Source organism: Bacillus sp. FSL R5-0576, assembly GCF_038004765.1.
In the GTDB taxonomy this organism is placed as follows: domain Bacteria; phylum Bacillota; class Bacilli; order Bacillales; family Bacillaceae; genus Bacillus; species Bacillus subtilis.
Map to the genome: position 1 here is coordinate 3,967,616 of NZ_JBBORU010000001.1, position 17,385 is coordinate 3,985,000.

A 17,385-nucleotide genomic window follows, 5' to 3' on the forward strand; every position below is an offset into this window, starting at 1 on the left:
TCATCCTTTCTATTCGGCTATCTTCGCAATGCGTCCCTGCTCTAAATACACCAATAGAATTGAAATGTCCGCCGGGTTTACACCGGAAATGCGGGAAGCTTGGGCAACAGACAAAGGCCGTACATTTTTCAGTTTTTGACGCGCCTCGGTCGCAATCCCCTTAATTGCGTCATAATCAATTCGATCTGGAATTTTTTTATTTTCCATCTTCTTCAGTTTTTCCACTTGCTGAAGAGATTTTTCAATATATCCTTCATATTTCACTTGGATTTCTACTTGTTCTGCCACGTCTTGAGGAACCGGCACTTCTGGCGGCGCCAGTTTTGTGACTGTTTCATAGTTCATTTCAGGACGCTTCATCAAGTCTGTGCCGCGAACTCCATCTTTCAATTCGCTTCCGCCAAGAGAACGGATATATTCTTGATTTTCCGGAGACGGCTTGATAATTACAGAATGAAGACGTTTTTTCTCCGCCTCGATCGCCGCTTTTTTCTTCTCAAAAGCCGCATAGCGCTCATCAGAAATCAATCCAATGCGGTGTCCGATTTCTGTCAGACGCAAATCAGCATTGTCATGTCGAAGCAGCAATCTGTATTCAGCACGTGATGTCAAAAGACGATATGGCTCATTGGTACCTTTTGTCACAAGGTCATCAATCAGAACACCAATATAGGCGTCAGAACGGCTTAGAATTACTTCTTCTTTTCCAAGCGCTTTTCGTCCTGCATTGATTCCCGCCATAATCCCTTGTCCCGCAGCTTCTTCATAACCGGATGTTCCGTTAATTTGGCCTGCAGTGTAAAGGTTTGTGATTTTTTTTGTTTCAAGTGTCGGCCAGAGCTGTGTCGGTACGATTGCATCATACTCGATCGCATAGCCGGCTCTCATCATTTGCACGTTTTCAAGTCCAGGAATCGTTGCAAGCATTCTTTGCTGTACGTCTTCTGGAAGACTTGTAGATAAACCTTGGACATAGACTTCCTGTGTATTTCTGCCTTCCGGCTCAAGGAAGATTTGGTGACGCGGTTTATCATTAAAACGGACAACTTTATCTTCAATGGATGGGCAGTATCTTGGGCCCGTACCTTTGATCATACCGGAATACATCGGTGAACGGTGCAGGTTGCTGTCAATAATCTCATGTGTCTCAGGGCTTGTATATGTCAACCAGCAAGGGAGCTGATCTGTGATATATTCCACTGTTTCATATGAGAAAGCGCGAGGCACATCGTCACCAGGCTGAATTTCCGTTTTGCTGTAATCAATCGTGTCGCTTTTAACGCGAGGCGGCGTACCTGTTTTAAAACGAACAAGGTCAAAACCAAGTTCCTCCAAATGCTCAGAAAGCTTAATAGAAGGCTGCTGGTTATTTGGGCCGCTTGAGTAAGACAGATCGCCAAGAATAATACGTCCTCTTAAATATGTCCCTGTCGTCATGACAACTGCTTTCGCACGATAATGTGCACCGGTTTGTGTAATAACGCCTCGGCATTCGCCGTCTTCAACGATCAGCCGCTCCACAATTCCTTGCAGCAATGTTAAGTTTGGTTCTTTTTCAAGCGTATTTTTCATTTCGTGCTGATATTGGAATTTGTCTGCTTGCGCACGCAATGCACGAACCGCTGGACCTTTTCCTGTATTCAGCATTCTCATTTGAATATGCGTTTTATCGATGTTTCTTCCCATTTCTCCGCCGAGCGCGTCAATTTCGCGGACGACAATCCCTTTTGCGGGGCCGCCGACAGACGGATTACATGGCATAAATGCAACCATATCTAGGTTGATGGTCAAGACAAGCGTTTTGGCGCCTTGGCGTGCAGATGCGAGGGCAGCCTCAACACCGGCATGCCCGGCGCCAATCACAATCACATCGTATTGGCCTGCTTCATACCCCATGATTCTAGTTCCTCCTTTTATTATTTTCCTAAACAGAATTGTGAAAAGAGCTGATCAATTAAGCTTTCGTGGACAGAATCTCCAATGATTTCCCCTAAAAGCTCCCAGCATCTTGTAAGGTCAATTTGCACCATGTCGATCGGGACATCCTGTTCGATGCCGCTAAGCGCATCTTCAATGGCGCGTTTTGCTTGCTGTAAAATAGAGATGTGACGTGTGTTGCTGACATAAGTCAGATCACCGCTTTCAATGGCACCCGTGTAGAACAGCGATTGAATCGCTTCTTCCAGATCATTGATGCCTTCCTCTTTTAAAAGAGATGTCGTAACAACTGGACGTCCATTGGCAAGCTCACGGACACGTTCAGTGTCAATCTTCGCCTCAAGGTCAGTCTTATTCAAAATCACGATAACATCCATATCCTCAACGGCTTCAAAAAGCTTCACGTCTTCTTCAGAAAGCTCTTCACTATAATTAAGCACAAGTAAAATCAGGTCCGCTTCCTTTAGAACCTGGCGAGAACGTTCAACACCGATTCGCTCAACAATATCCTCTGTTTCACGAATACCTGCTGTATCAACCAGACGAAGCGGGACGCCCCTTACATTCACGTATTCCTCAATCACATCCCGTGTCGTTCCGGGAATATCGGTTACAATGGCTTTTGCCTCATGAACGAGGCTGTTCAGAAGAGATGATTTTCCTACGTTTGGCCGGCCGATAATGACGGTAGAAAGACCTTCACGTAAGATTTTTCCTTGCTCAGAAGTCCTCAGCAGCGCCTCAATTTCCTTTTTCACGGCGGTTGCCTTTTCGACTAAAATCTGATGCGTCATTTCCTCTACATCATCATACTCCGGATAATCGATATTCACCTCAACATGGGCCAGTGTTTCTAAAATCTCACTACGCAAACGGCGCACCAAAGCAGAAAGACGCCCTTCCATTTGATTCATAGCAACGTTCATTGCCCGGTCCGTTTTCGCTCTGATTAAGTCCATAACCGCTTCCGCCTGTGAAAGATCGATTCGGCCGTTTAAAAACGCACGTTTCGTAAATTCACCAGGCTCTGCCAGTCTCGCTCCCTCTCTCAATGCAAGCTGAAGCACTTGGTTCACAGTCACAATTCCCCCGTGACAGTTAATCTCGATGACATCTTCTCGTGTAAAAGTTCTCGGCGCTTTTAACACTGATACCATTACTTCCTCAACGACACGATCCGAAGGTCTGTCTACGATATGACCATAATGAATCGTATGTGATTCGACCGAGCTGAGTGTTTTCCCCTTCGGTCCCTTATAAATTTTATCTGCGATTTGAATGGCTTCTGGTCCGCTCAACCGTACAATCGCAATCGCGCCTTCTCCCATCGGTGTGGAAATTGCCGCAATTGTATCCATGTTGTTCACCTCTCTTTACTTATACTTCATCTATATAAAAAAATTTTTATTATGCCAAAACTAAAAGATAACATAGTTTGGTTCGAAGTGGAAGATTTGTTATCCACAGAAATAGAAATTCGTCCCTTATTACTTTAACTTATCCACATGTGAATAACAATTAATTTTATTTCCTGAACTTCCTTTTTATCAACAGGATACACCTAAAAAGAAAAAACTTAAACGGCAAAACCTTGATATTACTAGGAAAAGTAGATTTTTCGGATACAAAAAAACCGAAATCCAATTTTTATCGGACTTCGGTTTTATGCTATCTTTTATGGGAAATAACGAGATGACGATTTTCGCCTTCACCCATTGAATATGTTTTGATCTGGTGGTTTGCATATCCAGAAAGAGTATCGTGAATAATTTTTCTTTCGCTGGACGGCATAGGCTCAAGCTGGATGGATTTTTTCGTTTTCAAAACTTGGTCAGCAAGCTTGATGGCCAGCTGGCTCAGTGTTTCTTTTCTTTTCAAACGATAGTTTTCTGCATCCACCGTCACATTTTTGTATTGGCCTGGATAACGGTTAAGGGCAAGCTGTGTCAAAGTTTCAAGGGCGTTTAAGGTTTGTCCTCTTTTCCCAATCAACAATGCTGCCTTTTCACCTGTTATATGATATCTCACTGTCTTTTTGCTTTCTTGAACAGTCACATCAGACTTCCCGGCAATGGCTTCGGCGATCGTTTGAAGATATAACTTCGCTTGCTGAATCGGATCAATCTTTTCAACCAGCTTTACGATCGCAGGCTTTTTGCCGAAAATGCCGAGAAACCCTTTGTTTCCCTCTTCAATAACAGTAATTTCTACCTTATCCTTCGTTAATCCCAGCTCTTGCAATCCGGACTGTACTGCTTCATCGACATTTCGCCCTGCAGCAGTCACATTCCTCACTTTTTCTTTCCTCCGGCTTTTTGCGGCTCAGGATTTTTTTTAATATCAGGTCCTTTAATGAGGAAAGTTTGCGCAATCATAAACAAGTTACCGACTACCCAATAAAGAGAAAGAGCCGCCGGGAAGTTGATCGCAAATACGATAATCATAATTGGCATAATCCAAAGCATCATCGCCATTTGCGGATTTTGCTGCGCATTGCCCGCCATCATCAGTTTTTGCTGAACAAATGTAGCGACACCGGCAACGATAGGAAGGATATAGTAAGGATCTTTTTCTCCTAAGTCAAACCATAAGAAGCTGTGCTCTGAAATCGCCTGGGTTCTCATGATCGCATGATAGAATCCAATTAAAATCGGCATCTGGATCAAAATCGGGAAACATCCCGCCAATGGATTGACACCATGCTTTTGGAATAAAGCCATTGTTTCCTGCTGAAGCTTTTGCTGCGTTTTTTGATCCTTTGAGCTGTATTTTTCTTTAAGCTTTTGCATTTCCGGCTGTAAAGCCTGCATCGCTTTCGAACTTCTCAGCTGCTTAATCATCAGCGGTAAAATTAATAAACGAATTAAAATGGTAACTAGAATAATTGAAAGCCCGTAGTTATCTCCCGTCAATTTCGCTACATACGTAATGAGCTCAGACAATGGATATACTACGTACTTGTCCCAGAAATGCGGACTATCTGCAGTGATCGGCTCTTTCACACTCGAGCATCCAGCCAAAAGCATGAATACGCCAACCATACTTAATAGCAACCCTATTCTCCTTTTCAACAACATTTCCTCCTATAATTAATCTTTACACTCTTTTATTGCAAAGCATACTTGTATGTATTTTAGCATCTTTCAGTTTTAAATGGTGTCTTTTTCTGATCAACCAGAAAGGAAGCGCTTTTAAAAGTTGTAAGAAAGCAGTGGTGATGCCTACTTTGACGAAGATTTCTTATATAATGAAGACTTTCTGAATAGATGCTGCAGACTTTTTTTCGTTTCCTCATATGTCAGCTGGCTCGCCGGTTTTCTGGCAATAATGATGTAATCCTTTTCCTTCAGTCTCTCTTTCTCTTCAAGAAAGGCCTGCCGAATCAAACGTTTGATCCGATTTCGCATCACAGCATTGCCAATTTTTTTGCTGACGGAAAGCCCGACACGCAGTTCATCATTTTCAGGCTGATCAAGCGTATATAAGACAAACTGGCGGTTTGCAACTGATGTCCCATGTTTAAACACTTTTTGAAAATCTTCATTTTTCTTTAAACGATTTCGCTTCTTCAAATGACTCACTCCGATACTGGCTGGCAGAAACTTTTAAAATTTATTATGAACATGAGATGCATCTGAACCAGGAAGCATGCCCCGGTTCATTACGCATCACATCTATCTTTTCCCATAACGTGAAAAAAGACCACTGACATTATTCAGTGGCCTAAGCTGATAATACTTTTCTGCCTTTGCGGCGACGGCGTGCTAAAACTAGACGACCGTTTTTTGAACTCATACGGCTTCTGAAGCCATGAACTTTGCTGCGTTTACGGTTATTCGGTTGGAATGTTCTTTTCATTTATGACACCTCCCTCGAGGAATAGCTGTTAAAGACAGTCTTACTTATTATATTTGCGTTACCTATTCATTGTCAACTTCACTAGTGCTTTTATTTCTTGCAACCATAATAGGATACCATACCTTTTCAACTTTCGAAACCTTATTTTTTAGATTCCTTAATTTTACGGAAAAAAGACAAATCCAAATAATTTACCCCTAAAATCACGCATGTGGATATCTTTTTCGACTTTTTTTAGTATCCACAGTGGTTATCGACAACATTTTCACATTACCAACCCCTGTGGACAAGGTTTTTTCAACAGGTTGTCCGCTTTGTGGATAAGATTGTGACAACCATTGCAAGCTCTCGTTTATTTTGGTATTATATTTGTGTTTTAACTCTTGATTACTAATACTACCTTTCCTCTTTATCCACAAAGTGTGGATAAGTTGTGGATTGATTTCACACAGCTTGTGTAGAAGGTTGTCCACAAGTTGTGAAATTTGTCGAAAAGCTATTTATCTACTATATTATATGTTTTCAACATTTAATGTGTACGAATGGTAAGCGCCATTTGCTCTTTTTTTGTGTTCTATAACAGAGAAAGACAACATTTTCTATGAAAAGGAGGGACGTGCCGGAAGATGGAAAATATATTAGACCTGTGGAACCAAGCCCTTGCTCAAATCGAAAAAAAGTTGAGCAAACCGAGTTTTGAGACTTGGATGAAGTCAACCAAAGCCCACTCACTGCAAGGCGATACATTAACGATCACGGCTCCCAATGAATTTGCCAGAGACTGGCTGGAGTCCAGATACTTGCATCTGATTGCAGATACTATATATGAATTAACCGGGGAAGAATTGAGCATTAAGTTTGTCATTCCTCAAAATCAAGATGTTGAGGACTTTATGCCGAAACCGCAAGTCAAAAAAGCGGTCAAAGAAGATACATCTGATTTTCCTCAAAATATGCTCAATCCAAAATATACTTTTGATACTTTTGTCATCGGATCTGGAAACCGATTTGCACACGCCGCTTCCCTCGCAGTAGCGGAAGCACCCGCGAAAGCTTATAACCCTTTATTTATATATGGGGGCGTCGGCTTAGGGAAAACGCACTTAATGCATGCGATCGGCCATTATGTAATAGATCATAATCCTTCTGCCAAAGTGGTTTATCTGTCTTCTGAGAAATTTACAAACGAATTCATCAACTCTATCCGAGATAATAAAGCCGTCGACTTCCGCAATCGCTATCGAAATGTTGATGTGCTTTTGATAGATGATATTCAATTTTTAGCGGGGAAAGAACAAACCCAGGAAGAATTTTTCCATACATTTAACACATTGCACGAAGAAAGCAAACAAATCGTCATTTCAAGTGACCGACCGCCAAAGGAAATTCCTACGCTTGAGGACAGATTGCGCTCACGTTTTGAATGGGGACTTATTACAGATATCACACCGCCTGATCTAGAAACGAGAATTGCAATTTTAAGAAAAAAAGCCAAAGCAGAAGGCCTCGATATTCCGAACGAGGTTATGCTTTACATCGCGAATCAAATCGACAGCAATATTCGGGAACTCGAAGGAGCATTAATCAGAGTTGTCGCTTATTCATCTTTAATTAATAAAGATATTAATGCTGATCTGGCCGCTGAGGCGTTGAAAGATATTATTCCTTCCTCAAAACCGAAAGTCATTACGATAAAGGAAATTCAGAGGGTAGTAGGCCAGCAATTTAATATTAAACTCGAGGATTTCAAAGCAAAAAAACGGACAAAGTCAGTAGCTTTTCCGCGTCAAATCGCCATGTACTTATCTAGGGAAATGACTGATTCCTCTCTTCCTAAAATCGGTGAAGAGTTTGGAGGACGTGATCATACGACCGTTATTCATGCGCATGAAAAAATTTCGAAACTGCTGGCAGATGATGAACAGCTTCAGCAGCATGTAAAAGAAATTAAAGAACAGCTTAAATAGCAGGACCAGGGATCAATCGGGGAAAGTGTGAATAACTTTTCGGAAGTCATACACAGTCTGTCCACATGTGGATAGGCTGTGTTTCCTGTCTTTTTCACAACTTATCCACAAATCCACAGGCCCTACTATTACTTCTACTATTTTTTATAAATATATATATTAATACATTATCCGTTAGGAGGATAAAAATGAAATTCACGATTCAAAAAGATCGTCTTGTTGAAAGTGTCCAAGATGTATTAAAAGCAGTTTCATCCAGAACCACGATTCCCATTCTGACTGGTATTAAAATTGTTGCATCAGATGATGGAGTATCCTTTACAGGGAGTGACTCAGATATTTCTATTGAATCCTTCATTCCAAAAGAAGAAGGAGATAAAGAAATCGTCACTATTGAACAGCCCGGAAGCATCGTTTTACAGGCTCGCTTTTTTAGTGAAATTGTAAAAAAATTGCCGATGGCAACTGTAGAAATCGAAGTCCAAAATCAGTATTTGACGATTATCCGTTCTGGTAAAGCTGAATTTAATCTAAACGGACTGGATGCTGACGAGTATCCGCACTTGCCGCAGATTGAAGAGCATCATGCGATTCAGATCCCAACTGATTTGTTAAAAAATCTAATCAGACAAACAGTATTTGCAGTGTCCACCTCAGAAACACGCCCTATCTTGACAGGTGTAAACTGGAAAGTGGAGCAAAGTGAATTATTATGCACTGCAACGGATAGCCACCGTCTTGCATTAAGAAAGGCCAAACTTGATATTCCAGAAGACAGATCTTATAACGTCGTGATTCCGGGAAAAAGTTTAACTGAACTCAGCAAGATTTTAGATGACAACCAGGAACTTGTAGATATCGTCATCACAGAAACCCAAGTTCTGTTTAAAGCGAAAAACGTCTTATTCTTCTCACGGCTTCTGGACGGGAATTATCCAGACACAACCAGCCTGATTCCGCAAGACAGCAAAACAGAAATCATTGTGAACACAAAAGAATTCCTTCAGGCCATTGATCGTGCATCTCTTTTAGCTAGAGAGGGACGCAACAACGTTGTAAAACTGTCCGCAAAACCGGCTGAATCCATTGAAATTTCTTCCAATTCACCGGAAATCGGTAAAGTTGTGGAAGCAATTGCTGCGGATCAAATTGAAGGTGAGGAATTAAATATCTCTTTTAGTCCAAAATATATGCTGGATGCACTAAAGGTGCTTGAAGGAGCAGAAATACGCGTAAGCTTTACAGGTGCAATGAGACCTTTCTTAATTCGCACGCCGAATGATGAAACGATTGTACAGCTTATCCTCCCTGTCAGAACCTATTAATCCGATACACTGCTGCCGACTTGTCGGCAGCTTTTCTATTCGGTATCTGCTCCGACAAGTTTTCCCTTTCCCTAATTCGTTTTTTTTTAGTACAATTAGATATTAGTGATATTTGAAAGAGGTCGATATAATGGCAAATCCGATTTCAATTGATACAGAGATGATTACACTCGGACAATTCTTAAAATTAGCCGATGTGATTCAGTCTGGCGGTATGGCGAAGTGGTTTTTAAGCGAGCATGAAGTGCTTGTGAACGATGAGCCGGACAACCGCCGGGGCAGAAAGCTGTATGTTGGAGATGTGGTAGAGATTGAAGGATTTGGTTCATTTCAAGTCGTCAATTAAAGCGGGTGACACTGATTGTATATCCAGAACTTAGAACTGACATCTTACCGCAACTACGACCATGCTGAACTTCAATTTGAAAATAAAGTAAATGTGATCATCGGAGAAAACGCCCAGGGGAAGACAAACCTCATGGAGGCGATCTATGTCTTGTCCATGGCGAAATCGCACCGGACATCAAATGACAAAGAACTTATACGGTGGGACAAAGACTATGCTAAAATAGAGGGAAGAGTGATGAAGCAAAACGGGGCGATCCCGATGCAGCTCGTCATCTCCAAAAAGGGTAAAAAGGGCAAGGTCAATCATATTGAACAGCAAAAGCTCAGCCAGTATGTCGGGGCCCTCAACACCATTATGTTCGCGCCGGAAGATTTAAATCTTGTAAAGGGAAGCCCTCAAGTGAGAAGGCGGTTTCTTGACATGGAAATCGGACAGGTTTCTCCCGTCTATCTTCATGATCTTTCTCTTTACCAGAAAATCCTTTCCCAGCGGAATCATTTTTTGAAACAGCTGCAAACAAGAAAACAAACTGACCGGACGATGCTCGATGTTCTGACCGATCAGCTTGTAGAAGTTGCAGCAAAAGTCGTCGTAAAACGCCTGCAGTTTACAGCACAGCTCGAGAAATGGGCGCAGCCCATCCATGCAGGCATCTCAAGAGGGCTTGAAGAACTGACCCTGAAATACCATACAGCTCTTGATGTATCAGATCCCCTAGATTTGTCGAAAATAGGAGATAGCTATCAAGAAGCGTTTTCTAAATTAAGAGAAAAAGAAATTGAGCGTGGTGTGACGCTGTCAGGGCCACATCGCGATGATGTTCTTTTCTATGTGAACGGACGCGATGTGCAGACGTATGGTTCTCAAGGACAGCAGCGAACGACGGCGTTGTCCCTTAAGCTGGCGGAGATTGACCTGATCCATGAAGAAATCGGAGAATATCCCATTTTACTATTGGATGATGTACTGAGTGAACTGGATGATTATCGCCAGTCACACTTGCTTCATACGATCCAAGGCCGTGTACAAACGTTTGTCACAACGACAAGCGTTGATGGCATTGATCACGAAACCTTACGTCAAGCAGGAATGTTCCGTGTGCAAAATGGTGCGTTAGTGAAGTGAAGAAATGAGGTGAGCAATTGTATATTCATTTAGGTGATGACTTTGTGGTTTCAACACGAGATATTGTCGGCATTTTTGACTTTAAAGCCAACATGTCGCCTATTGTTGAAGAATTTCTGAAAAAACAGAAACACAAGGTGGTGCCTTCCGTAAACGGCACGCCCAAATCTATCGTAGTCACGGTTCAGAATATATATTACTCTCCCTTATCTTCCAGCACATTAAAAAAACGTGCGCAATTTATGTTTGAAATAGATTCTTAGAAATTTTTTATCACGAATATATCGTTTAGAAAAGTGTAGGTGAATGACGTGGCTATGGAACAGCAGCAAAACAGTTATGATGAAAATCAGATACAGGTACTAGAAGGATTGGAAGCTGTTCGTAAAAGACCGGGGATGTATATCGGTTCGACAAACAGCAAAGGCCTTCACCACCTGGTATGGGAAATTGTCGACAATAGTATTGACGAAGCCCTCGCCGGTTATTGTACGGATATCAATATCCAAATCGAAAAAGACAACAGTATCACGGTTGTAGATAATGGCCGCGGTATTCCAGTCGGTATTCATGAAAAAATGGGCCGTCCTGCGGTAGAAGTCATTATGACGGTGCTTCATGCCGGAGGAAAATTTGACGGAAGCGGCTATAAAGTATCCGGAGGATTACACGGTGTAGGTGCGTCGGTCGTAAACGCACTATCAACAGAGCTTGATGTGACGGTTCACCGTGACGGTAAAATTCACCGCCAAACCTATAAACGCGGAGTTCCGGTTACAGACCTTGAAATCATTGGCGAAACGGATCATACAGGAACGACGACACATTTTGTCCCGGACCCTGAAATTTTCTCAGAAACAACCGAGTATGATTATGATCTGCTTGCCAACCGCGTGCGTGAATTAGCCTTTTTAACAAAGGGTGTAAACATCACGATTGAAGATAAACGTGAAGGACAAGAGCGCAAAAATGAATACCATTACGAAGGCGGAATTAAAAGTTATGTAGAGTATTTAAACCGCTCTAAAGAGGTTGTCCATGAAGAGCCGATTTACATTGAAGGCGAAAAGGACGGCATTACGGTTGAAGTGGCTTTGCAATACAATGACAGCTACACAAGCAACATTTACTCGTTTACAAACAACATTAATACGTACGAAGGCGGTACCCATGAAGCTGGCTTCAAAACGGGCCTGACTCGTGTTATCAACGATTACGCCAGAAAAAAAGGGCTTATTAAAGAAAATGATCCAAACCTAAGCGGAGATGACGTAAGGGAAGGGCTGACAGCGATTATTTCAATCAAACACCCTGATCCGCAGTTTGAGGGCCAAACGAAAACAAAGCTGGGCAACTCAGAAGCACGGACAATCACCGATACGTTATTTTCTACAGCGATGGAAACATTTATGCTGGAAAATCCAGATGCAGCCAAAAAAATTGTCGATAAAGGCTTAATGGCGGCAAGAGCAAGAATGGCTGCGAAAAAAGCCCGTGAACTAACACGTCGTAAGAGTGCTTTGGAAATTTCAAACCTGCCCGGTAAGTTAGCGGACTGCTCTTCAAAAGATCCGAGCATCTCCGAGTTATATATCGTAGAGGGTGACTCTGCCGGAGGATCTGCTAAACAAGGACGCGACAGACATTTCCAAGCCATTTTGCCGCTTAGAGGTAAAATCCTAAACGTTGAAAAGGCCAGACTGGATAAAATCCTTTCTAACAACGAAGTTCGCTCTATGATCACAGCGCTCGGCACAGGTATTGGGGAAGACTTCAACCTTGAGAAAGCCCGTTACCACAAAGTTGTCATTATGACAGATGCCGATGTTGACGGCGCGCACATCAGAACACTGCTGTTAACGTTCTTTTACAGATATATGCGCCAAATTATCGAAAATGGCTACGTGTACATTGCACAGCCGCCGCTCTACAAGGTTCAACAGGGGAAACGTGTTGAATATGCGTACAATGACAAGGAGCTTGAAGAGCTGTTAAAAACTCTTCCTCAAACGCCTAAGCCTGGACTGCAGCGTTACAAAGGTCTTGGTGAAATGAATGCCACCCAGCTATGGGAGACAACCATGGATCCTAGCTCCAGAACACTTCTTCAGGTAACTCTTGAAGATGCAATGGATGCGGACGAGACTTTTGAAATGCTTATGGGCGACAAGGTAGAACCGCGCCGAAACTTCATAGAAGCGAATGCGAGATACGTTAAAAATCTTGACATCTAATCATAAAAAGCCTTATTTCCAATAAGAAATAAGGCTTTTTTCTGAACAAGATCAGATGCAGCAATGCTTGCAATACCTATATATTCTAGCAATTTAATGTGTATAATCATAAGTTTATTGATATAATGGAGAATAGTGAAATCGTATTGAAGGTCATAATGGACAATCTACTCCCACATATTTCATGTGATACTTCAGGGAGGTTTTTTAATGAGTGAACAAAACACACCACAAGTTCGTGAAATAAATATCAGTCAGGAAATGCGTACGTCCTTCTTGGATTATGCAATGAGCGTTATCGTGTCCCGTGCTCTTCCGGATGTTCGAGACGGTTTAAAACCGGTTCATAGACGGATTTTGTATGCAATGAATGATTTAGGCATGACAAGTGACAAGCCTTATAAAAAATCCGCGCGTATCGTTGGAGAAGTTATCGGGAAATACCACCCGCACGGTGATTCAGCGGTATATGAATCCATGGTCAGAATGGCTCAGGATTTCAACTACCGTTATATGCTCGTTGACGGTCACGGAAACTTCGGTTCTGTTGACGGAGACTCAGCGGCGGCCATGCGTTATACAGAAGCAAGAATGTCTAAAATCTCAATGGAGATTCTTCGCGACATCACAAAAGACACAATCGATTACCAGGATAACTATGACGGGTCAGAAAGAGAACCTGTCGTTATGCCTTCAAGGTTCCCGAATCTGCTCGTGAACGGTGCTGCCGGCATTGCGGTAGGTATGGCAACAAACATTCCTCCGCACCAGTTGGGAGAAATCATTGACGGTGTACTTGCTGTCAGTGAGAATCCGGACATTACAATTCCAGAGCTTATGGAAGTCATTCCAGGGCCTGATTTCCCGACTGCGGGTCAAATCTTGGGACGCAGCGGTATCCGGAAAGCATACGAATCAGGCCGAGGCTCTATCACGATCCGGGCAAAAGCTGAGATCGAACAAACATCTTCGGGTAAAGAAAGAATTATCGTTACAGAGTTACCTTACCAAGTAAATAAGGCGAAATTAATTGAGAAAATAGCTGATCTCGTAAGGGACAAAAAGATAGAGGGTATCACAGATCTGCGTGATGAGTCAGATCGTACAGGTATGAGAATTGTCATTGAAATCAGACGCGATGCCAATGCGAATGTCATCTTAAACAATCTGTACAAACAAACTGCTCTACAAACATCTTTTGGCATCAACCTCCTTGCACTTGTTGATGGCCAGCCGAAAGTTTTAACTCTTAAGCAATGTTTGGAGCATTACCTTGACCATCAAAAAGTTGTCATTAGACGCCGTACTGCTTATGAATTGCGTAAAGCAGAAGCGAGAGCTCATATCTTGGAAGGATTGAGAGTTGCACTGGATCATCTCGATGCAGTTATCTCCCTTATCCGTAATTCTCAAACGGCTGAAATTGCGAGAACAGGTTTAATCGAACAATTCTCACTGACAGAGAAGCAAGCACAAGCGATCCTTGATATGAGGCTCCAGCGTTTAACGGGACTGGAACGTGAAAAGATAGAAGAAGAATACCAATCTCTTGTTAAATTAATTGCAGAGCTAAAAGACATCTTGGCAAATGAATATAAAGTGCTTGAGATCATTCGTGAAGAACTCACGGAAATCAAAGAGCGTTTTAACGATGAAAGACGTACTGAGATCGTCACTTCTGGACTGGAGACAATTGAAGACGAAGATCTCATCGAGAGAGAAAATATCGTAGTTACTCTGACGCACAACGGATACGTCAAACGTCTTCCTGCATCAACTTACCGCAGTCAAAAACGAGGCGGAAAAGGTGTACAAGGTATGGGAACAAACGAAGATGATTTCGTTGAACATTTGATCTCTACGTCAACTCATGACACAATTCTCTTCTTCTCGAACAAGGGGAAAGTGTATCGTGCAAAAGGGTATGAAATCCCTGAATACGGCAGAACGGCAAAAGGAATCCCGATTATTAACCTGCTGGAGGTAGAAAAGGGTGAGTGGATCAACGCGATTATTCCAGTCACGGAATTCAATGCGGAGCTTTACCTTTTCTTCACTACAAAGCATGGGGTTTCAAAACGAACATCGCTATCTCAATTCGCTAATATCCGCAACAATGGTCTAATTGCTCTGAGTCTTCGTGAAGATGATGAACTGATGGGTGTACGTCTGACTGACGGCACAAAACAAATCATCATTGGAACGAAAAACGGTTTACTGATCCGTTTCCCTGAAACAGATGTCCGGGAGATGGGAAGAACTGCGGCGGGCGTAAAAGGCATCACCCTGACGGATGACGACGTTGTTGTCGGCATGGAGATTTTAGAGGAAGAATCACACGTCCTTATCGTAACTGAAAAAGGGTACGGAAAACGAACTCCGGCTGAAGAGTACAGAACCCAAAGCCGGGGCGGAAAAGGACTCAAAACAGCGAAAATCACCGAAAACAACGGCCAACTAGTAGCAGTGAAAGCTACTAAAGGTGAAGAGGATCTAATGATTATTACAGCTAGCGGCGTACTCATCAGAATGGACATCAATGATATCTCCATCACCGGACGTGTCACTCAAGGTGTGCGTCTCATCAGAATGGCAGAAGAAGAGCATGTTGCTACAGTAGCTTTAGTAGAGAAAAACGAAGAAGATGAGAATGAAGAAGAACAAGAAGAAGTGTGAGAAAAAGCGCAGCTGAAATAGCTGCGCTTTTTTGTGTCATAACCCTTTACAGTCATAAAAATTATGGTATAATCATTTCTGTTGTCTTTTAAAAGACACAAACATGACCATTATGACTAGTAAAAACTTTTTCAAAAAAGTATTGACCTAGTTAACTAAAAATGTTACTATTAAGTAGTCGCTTCGAGAGAAGCACACAAAGTTCTTTGAAAACTAAACAAGATAAAACGTACCTGTTAATTCAGTTTTTAAAAATCGCACAGCGATGTGCGTAGTCAGTCAAACTACTTTATCGGAGAGTTTGATCCTGGCTCAGGACGAACGCTGGCGGCGTGCCTAATACATGCAAGTCGAGCGGACAGATGGGAGCTTGCTCCCTGATGTTAGCGGCGGACGGGTGAGTAACACGTGGGTAACCTGCCTGTAAGACTGGGATAACTCCGGGAAACCGGGGCTAATACCGGATGGTTGTTTGAACCGCATGGTTCAAACATAAAAGGTGGCTTCGGCTACCACTTACAGATGGACCCGCGGCGCATTAGCTAGTTGGTGAGGTAACGGCTCACCAAGGCAACGATGCGTAGCCGACCTGAGAGGGTGATCGGCCACACTGGGACTGAGACACGGCCCAGACTCCTACGGGAGGCAGCAGTAGGGAATCTTCCGCAATGGACGAAAGTCTGACGGAGCAACGCCGCGTGAGTGATGAAGGTTTTCGGATCGTAAAGCTCTGTTGTTAGGGAAGAACAAGTACCGTTCGAATAGGGCGGTACCTTGACGGTACCTAACCAGAAAGCCACGGCTAACTACGTGCCAGCAGCCGCGGTAATACGTAGGTGGCAAGCGTTGTCCGGAATTATTGGGCGTAAAGGGCTCGCAGGCGGTTTCTTAAGTCTGATGTGAAAGCCCCCGGCTCAACCGGGGAGGGTCATTGGAAACTGGGGAACTTGAGTGCAGAAGAGGAGAGTGGAATTCCACGTGTAGCGGTGAAATGCGTAGAGATGTGGAGGAACACCAGTGGCGAAGGCGACTCTCTGGTCTGTAACTGACGCTGAGGAGCGAAAGCGTGGGGAGCGAACAGGATTAGATACCCTGGTAGTCCACGCCGTAAACGATGAGTGCTAAGTGTTAGGGGGTTTCCGCCCCTTAGTGCTGCAGCTAACGCATTAAGCACTCCGCCTGGGGAGTACGGTCGCAAGACTGAAACTCAAAGGAATTGACGGGGGCCCGCACAAGCGGTGGAGCATGTGGTTTAATTCGAAGCAACGCGAAGAACCTTACCAGGTCTTGACATCCTCTGACAATCCTAGAGATAGGACGTCCCCTTCGGGGGCAGAGTGACAGGTGGTGCATGGTTGTCGTCAGCTCGTGTCGTGAGATGTTGGGTTAAGTCCCGCAACGAGCGCAACCCTTGATCTTAGTTGCCAGCATTCAGTTGGGCACTCTAAGGTGACTGCCGGTGACAAACCGGAGGAAGGTGGGGATGACGTCAAATCATCATGCCCCTTATGACCTGGGCTACACACGTGCTACAATGGACAGAACAAAGGGCAGCGAAACCGCGAGGTTAAGCCAATCCCACAAATCTGTTCTCAGTTCGGATCGCAGTCTGCAACTCGACTGCGTGAAGCTGGAATCGCTAGTAATCGCGGATCAGCATGCCGCGGTGAATACGTTCCCGGGCCTTGTACACACCGCCCGTCACACCACGAGAGTTTGTAACACCCGAAGTCGGTGAGGTAACCTTTTAGGAGCCAGCCGCCGAAGGTGGGACAGATGATTGGGGTGAAGTCGTAACAAGGTAGCCGTATCGGAAGGTGCGGCTGGATCACCTCCTTTCTAAGGATATTATACGGAATATAAGACCTTAGGTCTTATAAACAGAACGTTCCCTGTCTTGTTTAGTTTTGAAG

The 17,385-nt window shown here is 43.3% G+C and carries 13 protein-coding genes and 1 rRNA gene; 8 read left to right on the forward strand and 6 right to left on the reverse strand.

The window, feature by feature from the left end; all coding sequences use genetic code 11:
* Positions 1-9: 9 nt before the first annotated feature.
* From mnmG to rpmH, 6 genes are all read right to left on the reverse strand, one after another.
* A complete protein-coding gene (gene mnmG / locus NX903_RS20395) occupies positions 10-1,896 on the reverse strand; it encodes a tRNA uridine-5-carboxymethylaminomethyl(34) synthesis enzyme MnmG (protein ID WP_003226825.1) in 1,887 nt (628 codons plus the stop codon).
* A gap of 20 nt (positions 1,897-1,916) precedes the next feature.
* Positions 1,917-3,296 carry a tRNA uridine-5-carboxymethylaminomethyl(34) synthesis GTPase MnmE gene (gene mnmE, locus NX903_RS20400; protein WP_086344559.1) on the reverse strand — a complete coding sequence of 460 codons (1,380 nt, stop codon included), beginning with the start codon at positions 3,294-3,296 and terminating at the stop codon, positions 1,917-1,919.
* A gap of 310 nt (positions 3,297-3,606) precedes the next feature.
* Positions 3,607-4,233, reverse strand: a complete 627-nt coding sequence (gene jag, locus NX903_RS20405) for an RNA-binding cell elongation regulator Jag/EloR (protein ID WP_003243764.1) — start codon at positions 4,231-4,233, stop codon at positions 3,607-3,609.
* Positions 4,230-5,015: a YidC family membrane integrase SpoIIIJ gene (gene spoIIIJ, locus NX903_RS20410; RefSeq protein ID WP_010886648.1), complete on the reverse strand. Its 786-nt coding sequence runs from the start codon at positions 5,013-5,015 to the stop codon at positions 4,230-4,232. Before spoIIIJ ends, jag begins: the two co-directional genes overlap by 4 nt.
* Positions 5,016-5,159: 144 nt before the next feature.
* Positions 5,160-5,510 (reverse strand): ribonuclease P protein component, encoded by a 351-nt coding sequence (gene rnpA / locus NX903_RS20415; protein WP_003242628.1) that lies wholly within the window; start codon positions 5,508-5,510, stop codon positions 5,160-5,162.
* 151 nt (positions 5,511-5,661) lie between these two features.
* Complete coding sequence (gene rpmH / locus NX903_RS20420) at positions 5,662-5,796, reverse strand: 50S ribosomal protein L34 (RefSeq protein WP_003178075.1); 135 nt, start codon at positions 5,794-5,796, stop codon at positions 5,662-5,664.
* Positions 5,797-6,422: 626 nt separating this feature from the next.
* Between rpmH and dnaA the strand changes: the two genes are divergently transcribed.
* From dnaA to NX903_RS20460, 8 genes are all read left to right on the forward strand, one after another.
* On the forward strand, positions 6,423-7,763 hold the full coding sequence (gene dnaA, locus NX903_RS20425; RefSeq protein WP_003242674.1) for a chromosomal replication initiator protein DnaA: 1,341 nt from the start codon (positions 6,423-6,425) through the stop codon (positions 7,761-7,763).
* A 188-nt stretch (positions 7,764-7,951) separates the two neighbouring features.
* On the forward strand, positions 7,952-9,088 hold the full coding sequence (gene dnaN, locus NX903_RS20430; RefSeq protein ID WP_003226811.1) for a DNA polymerase III subunit beta: 1,137 nt from the start codon (positions 7,952-7,954) through the stop codon (positions 9,086-9,088).
* Positions 9,089-9,218: 130 nt separating this feature from the next.
* Positions 9,219-9,434, forward strand: coding sequence for a ribosome maturation protein RlbA (gene rlbA / locus NX903_RS20435; RefSeq protein WP_003226810.1), 216 nt, complete (start codon positions 9,219-9,221; stop codon positions 9,432-9,434).
* A 15-nt stretch (positions 9,435-9,449) separates the two neighbouring features.
* Positions 9,450-10,562 carry a DNA replication/repair protein RecF gene (gene recF, locus NX903_RS20440; RefSeq protein ID WP_003243515.1) on the forward strand — a complete coding sequence of 371 codons (1,113 nt, stop codon included), beginning with the start codon at positions 9,450-9,452 and terminating at the stop codon, positions 10,560-10,562.
* A gap of 17 nt (positions 10,563-10,579) precedes the next feature.
* Positions 10,580-10,825 (forward strand): extracellular matrix regulator RemB, encoded by a 246-nt coding sequence (remB, locus tag NX903_RS20445; RefSeq protein ID WP_003219266.1) that lies wholly within the window; start codon positions 10,580-10,582, stop codon positions 10,823-10,825.
* Positions 10,826-10,879: 54 nt separating this feature from the next.
* Positions 10,880-12,796, forward strand: a complete 1,917-nt coding sequence (gyrB, locus tag NX903_RS20450) for a DNA topoisomerase (ATP-hydrolyzing) subunit B (RefSeq protein WP_003226808.1) — start codon at positions 10,880-10,882, stop codon at positions 12,794-12,796.
* Positions 12,797-13,006: 210 nt separating this feature from the next.
* Positions 13,007-15,472 (forward strand): DNA topoisomerase (ATP-hydrolyzing) subunit A, encoded by a 2,466-nt coding sequence (gene gyrA, locus NX903_RS20455; protein ID WP_003244540.1) that lies wholly within the window; start codon positions 13,007-13,009, stop codon positions 15,470-15,472.
* A gap of 289 nt (positions 15,473-15,761) precedes the next feature.
* Positions 15,762-17,311 (forward strand): 16S ribosomal RNA (locus NX903_RS20460).
* Positions 17,312-17,385: the final 74 nt, after the last annotated feature.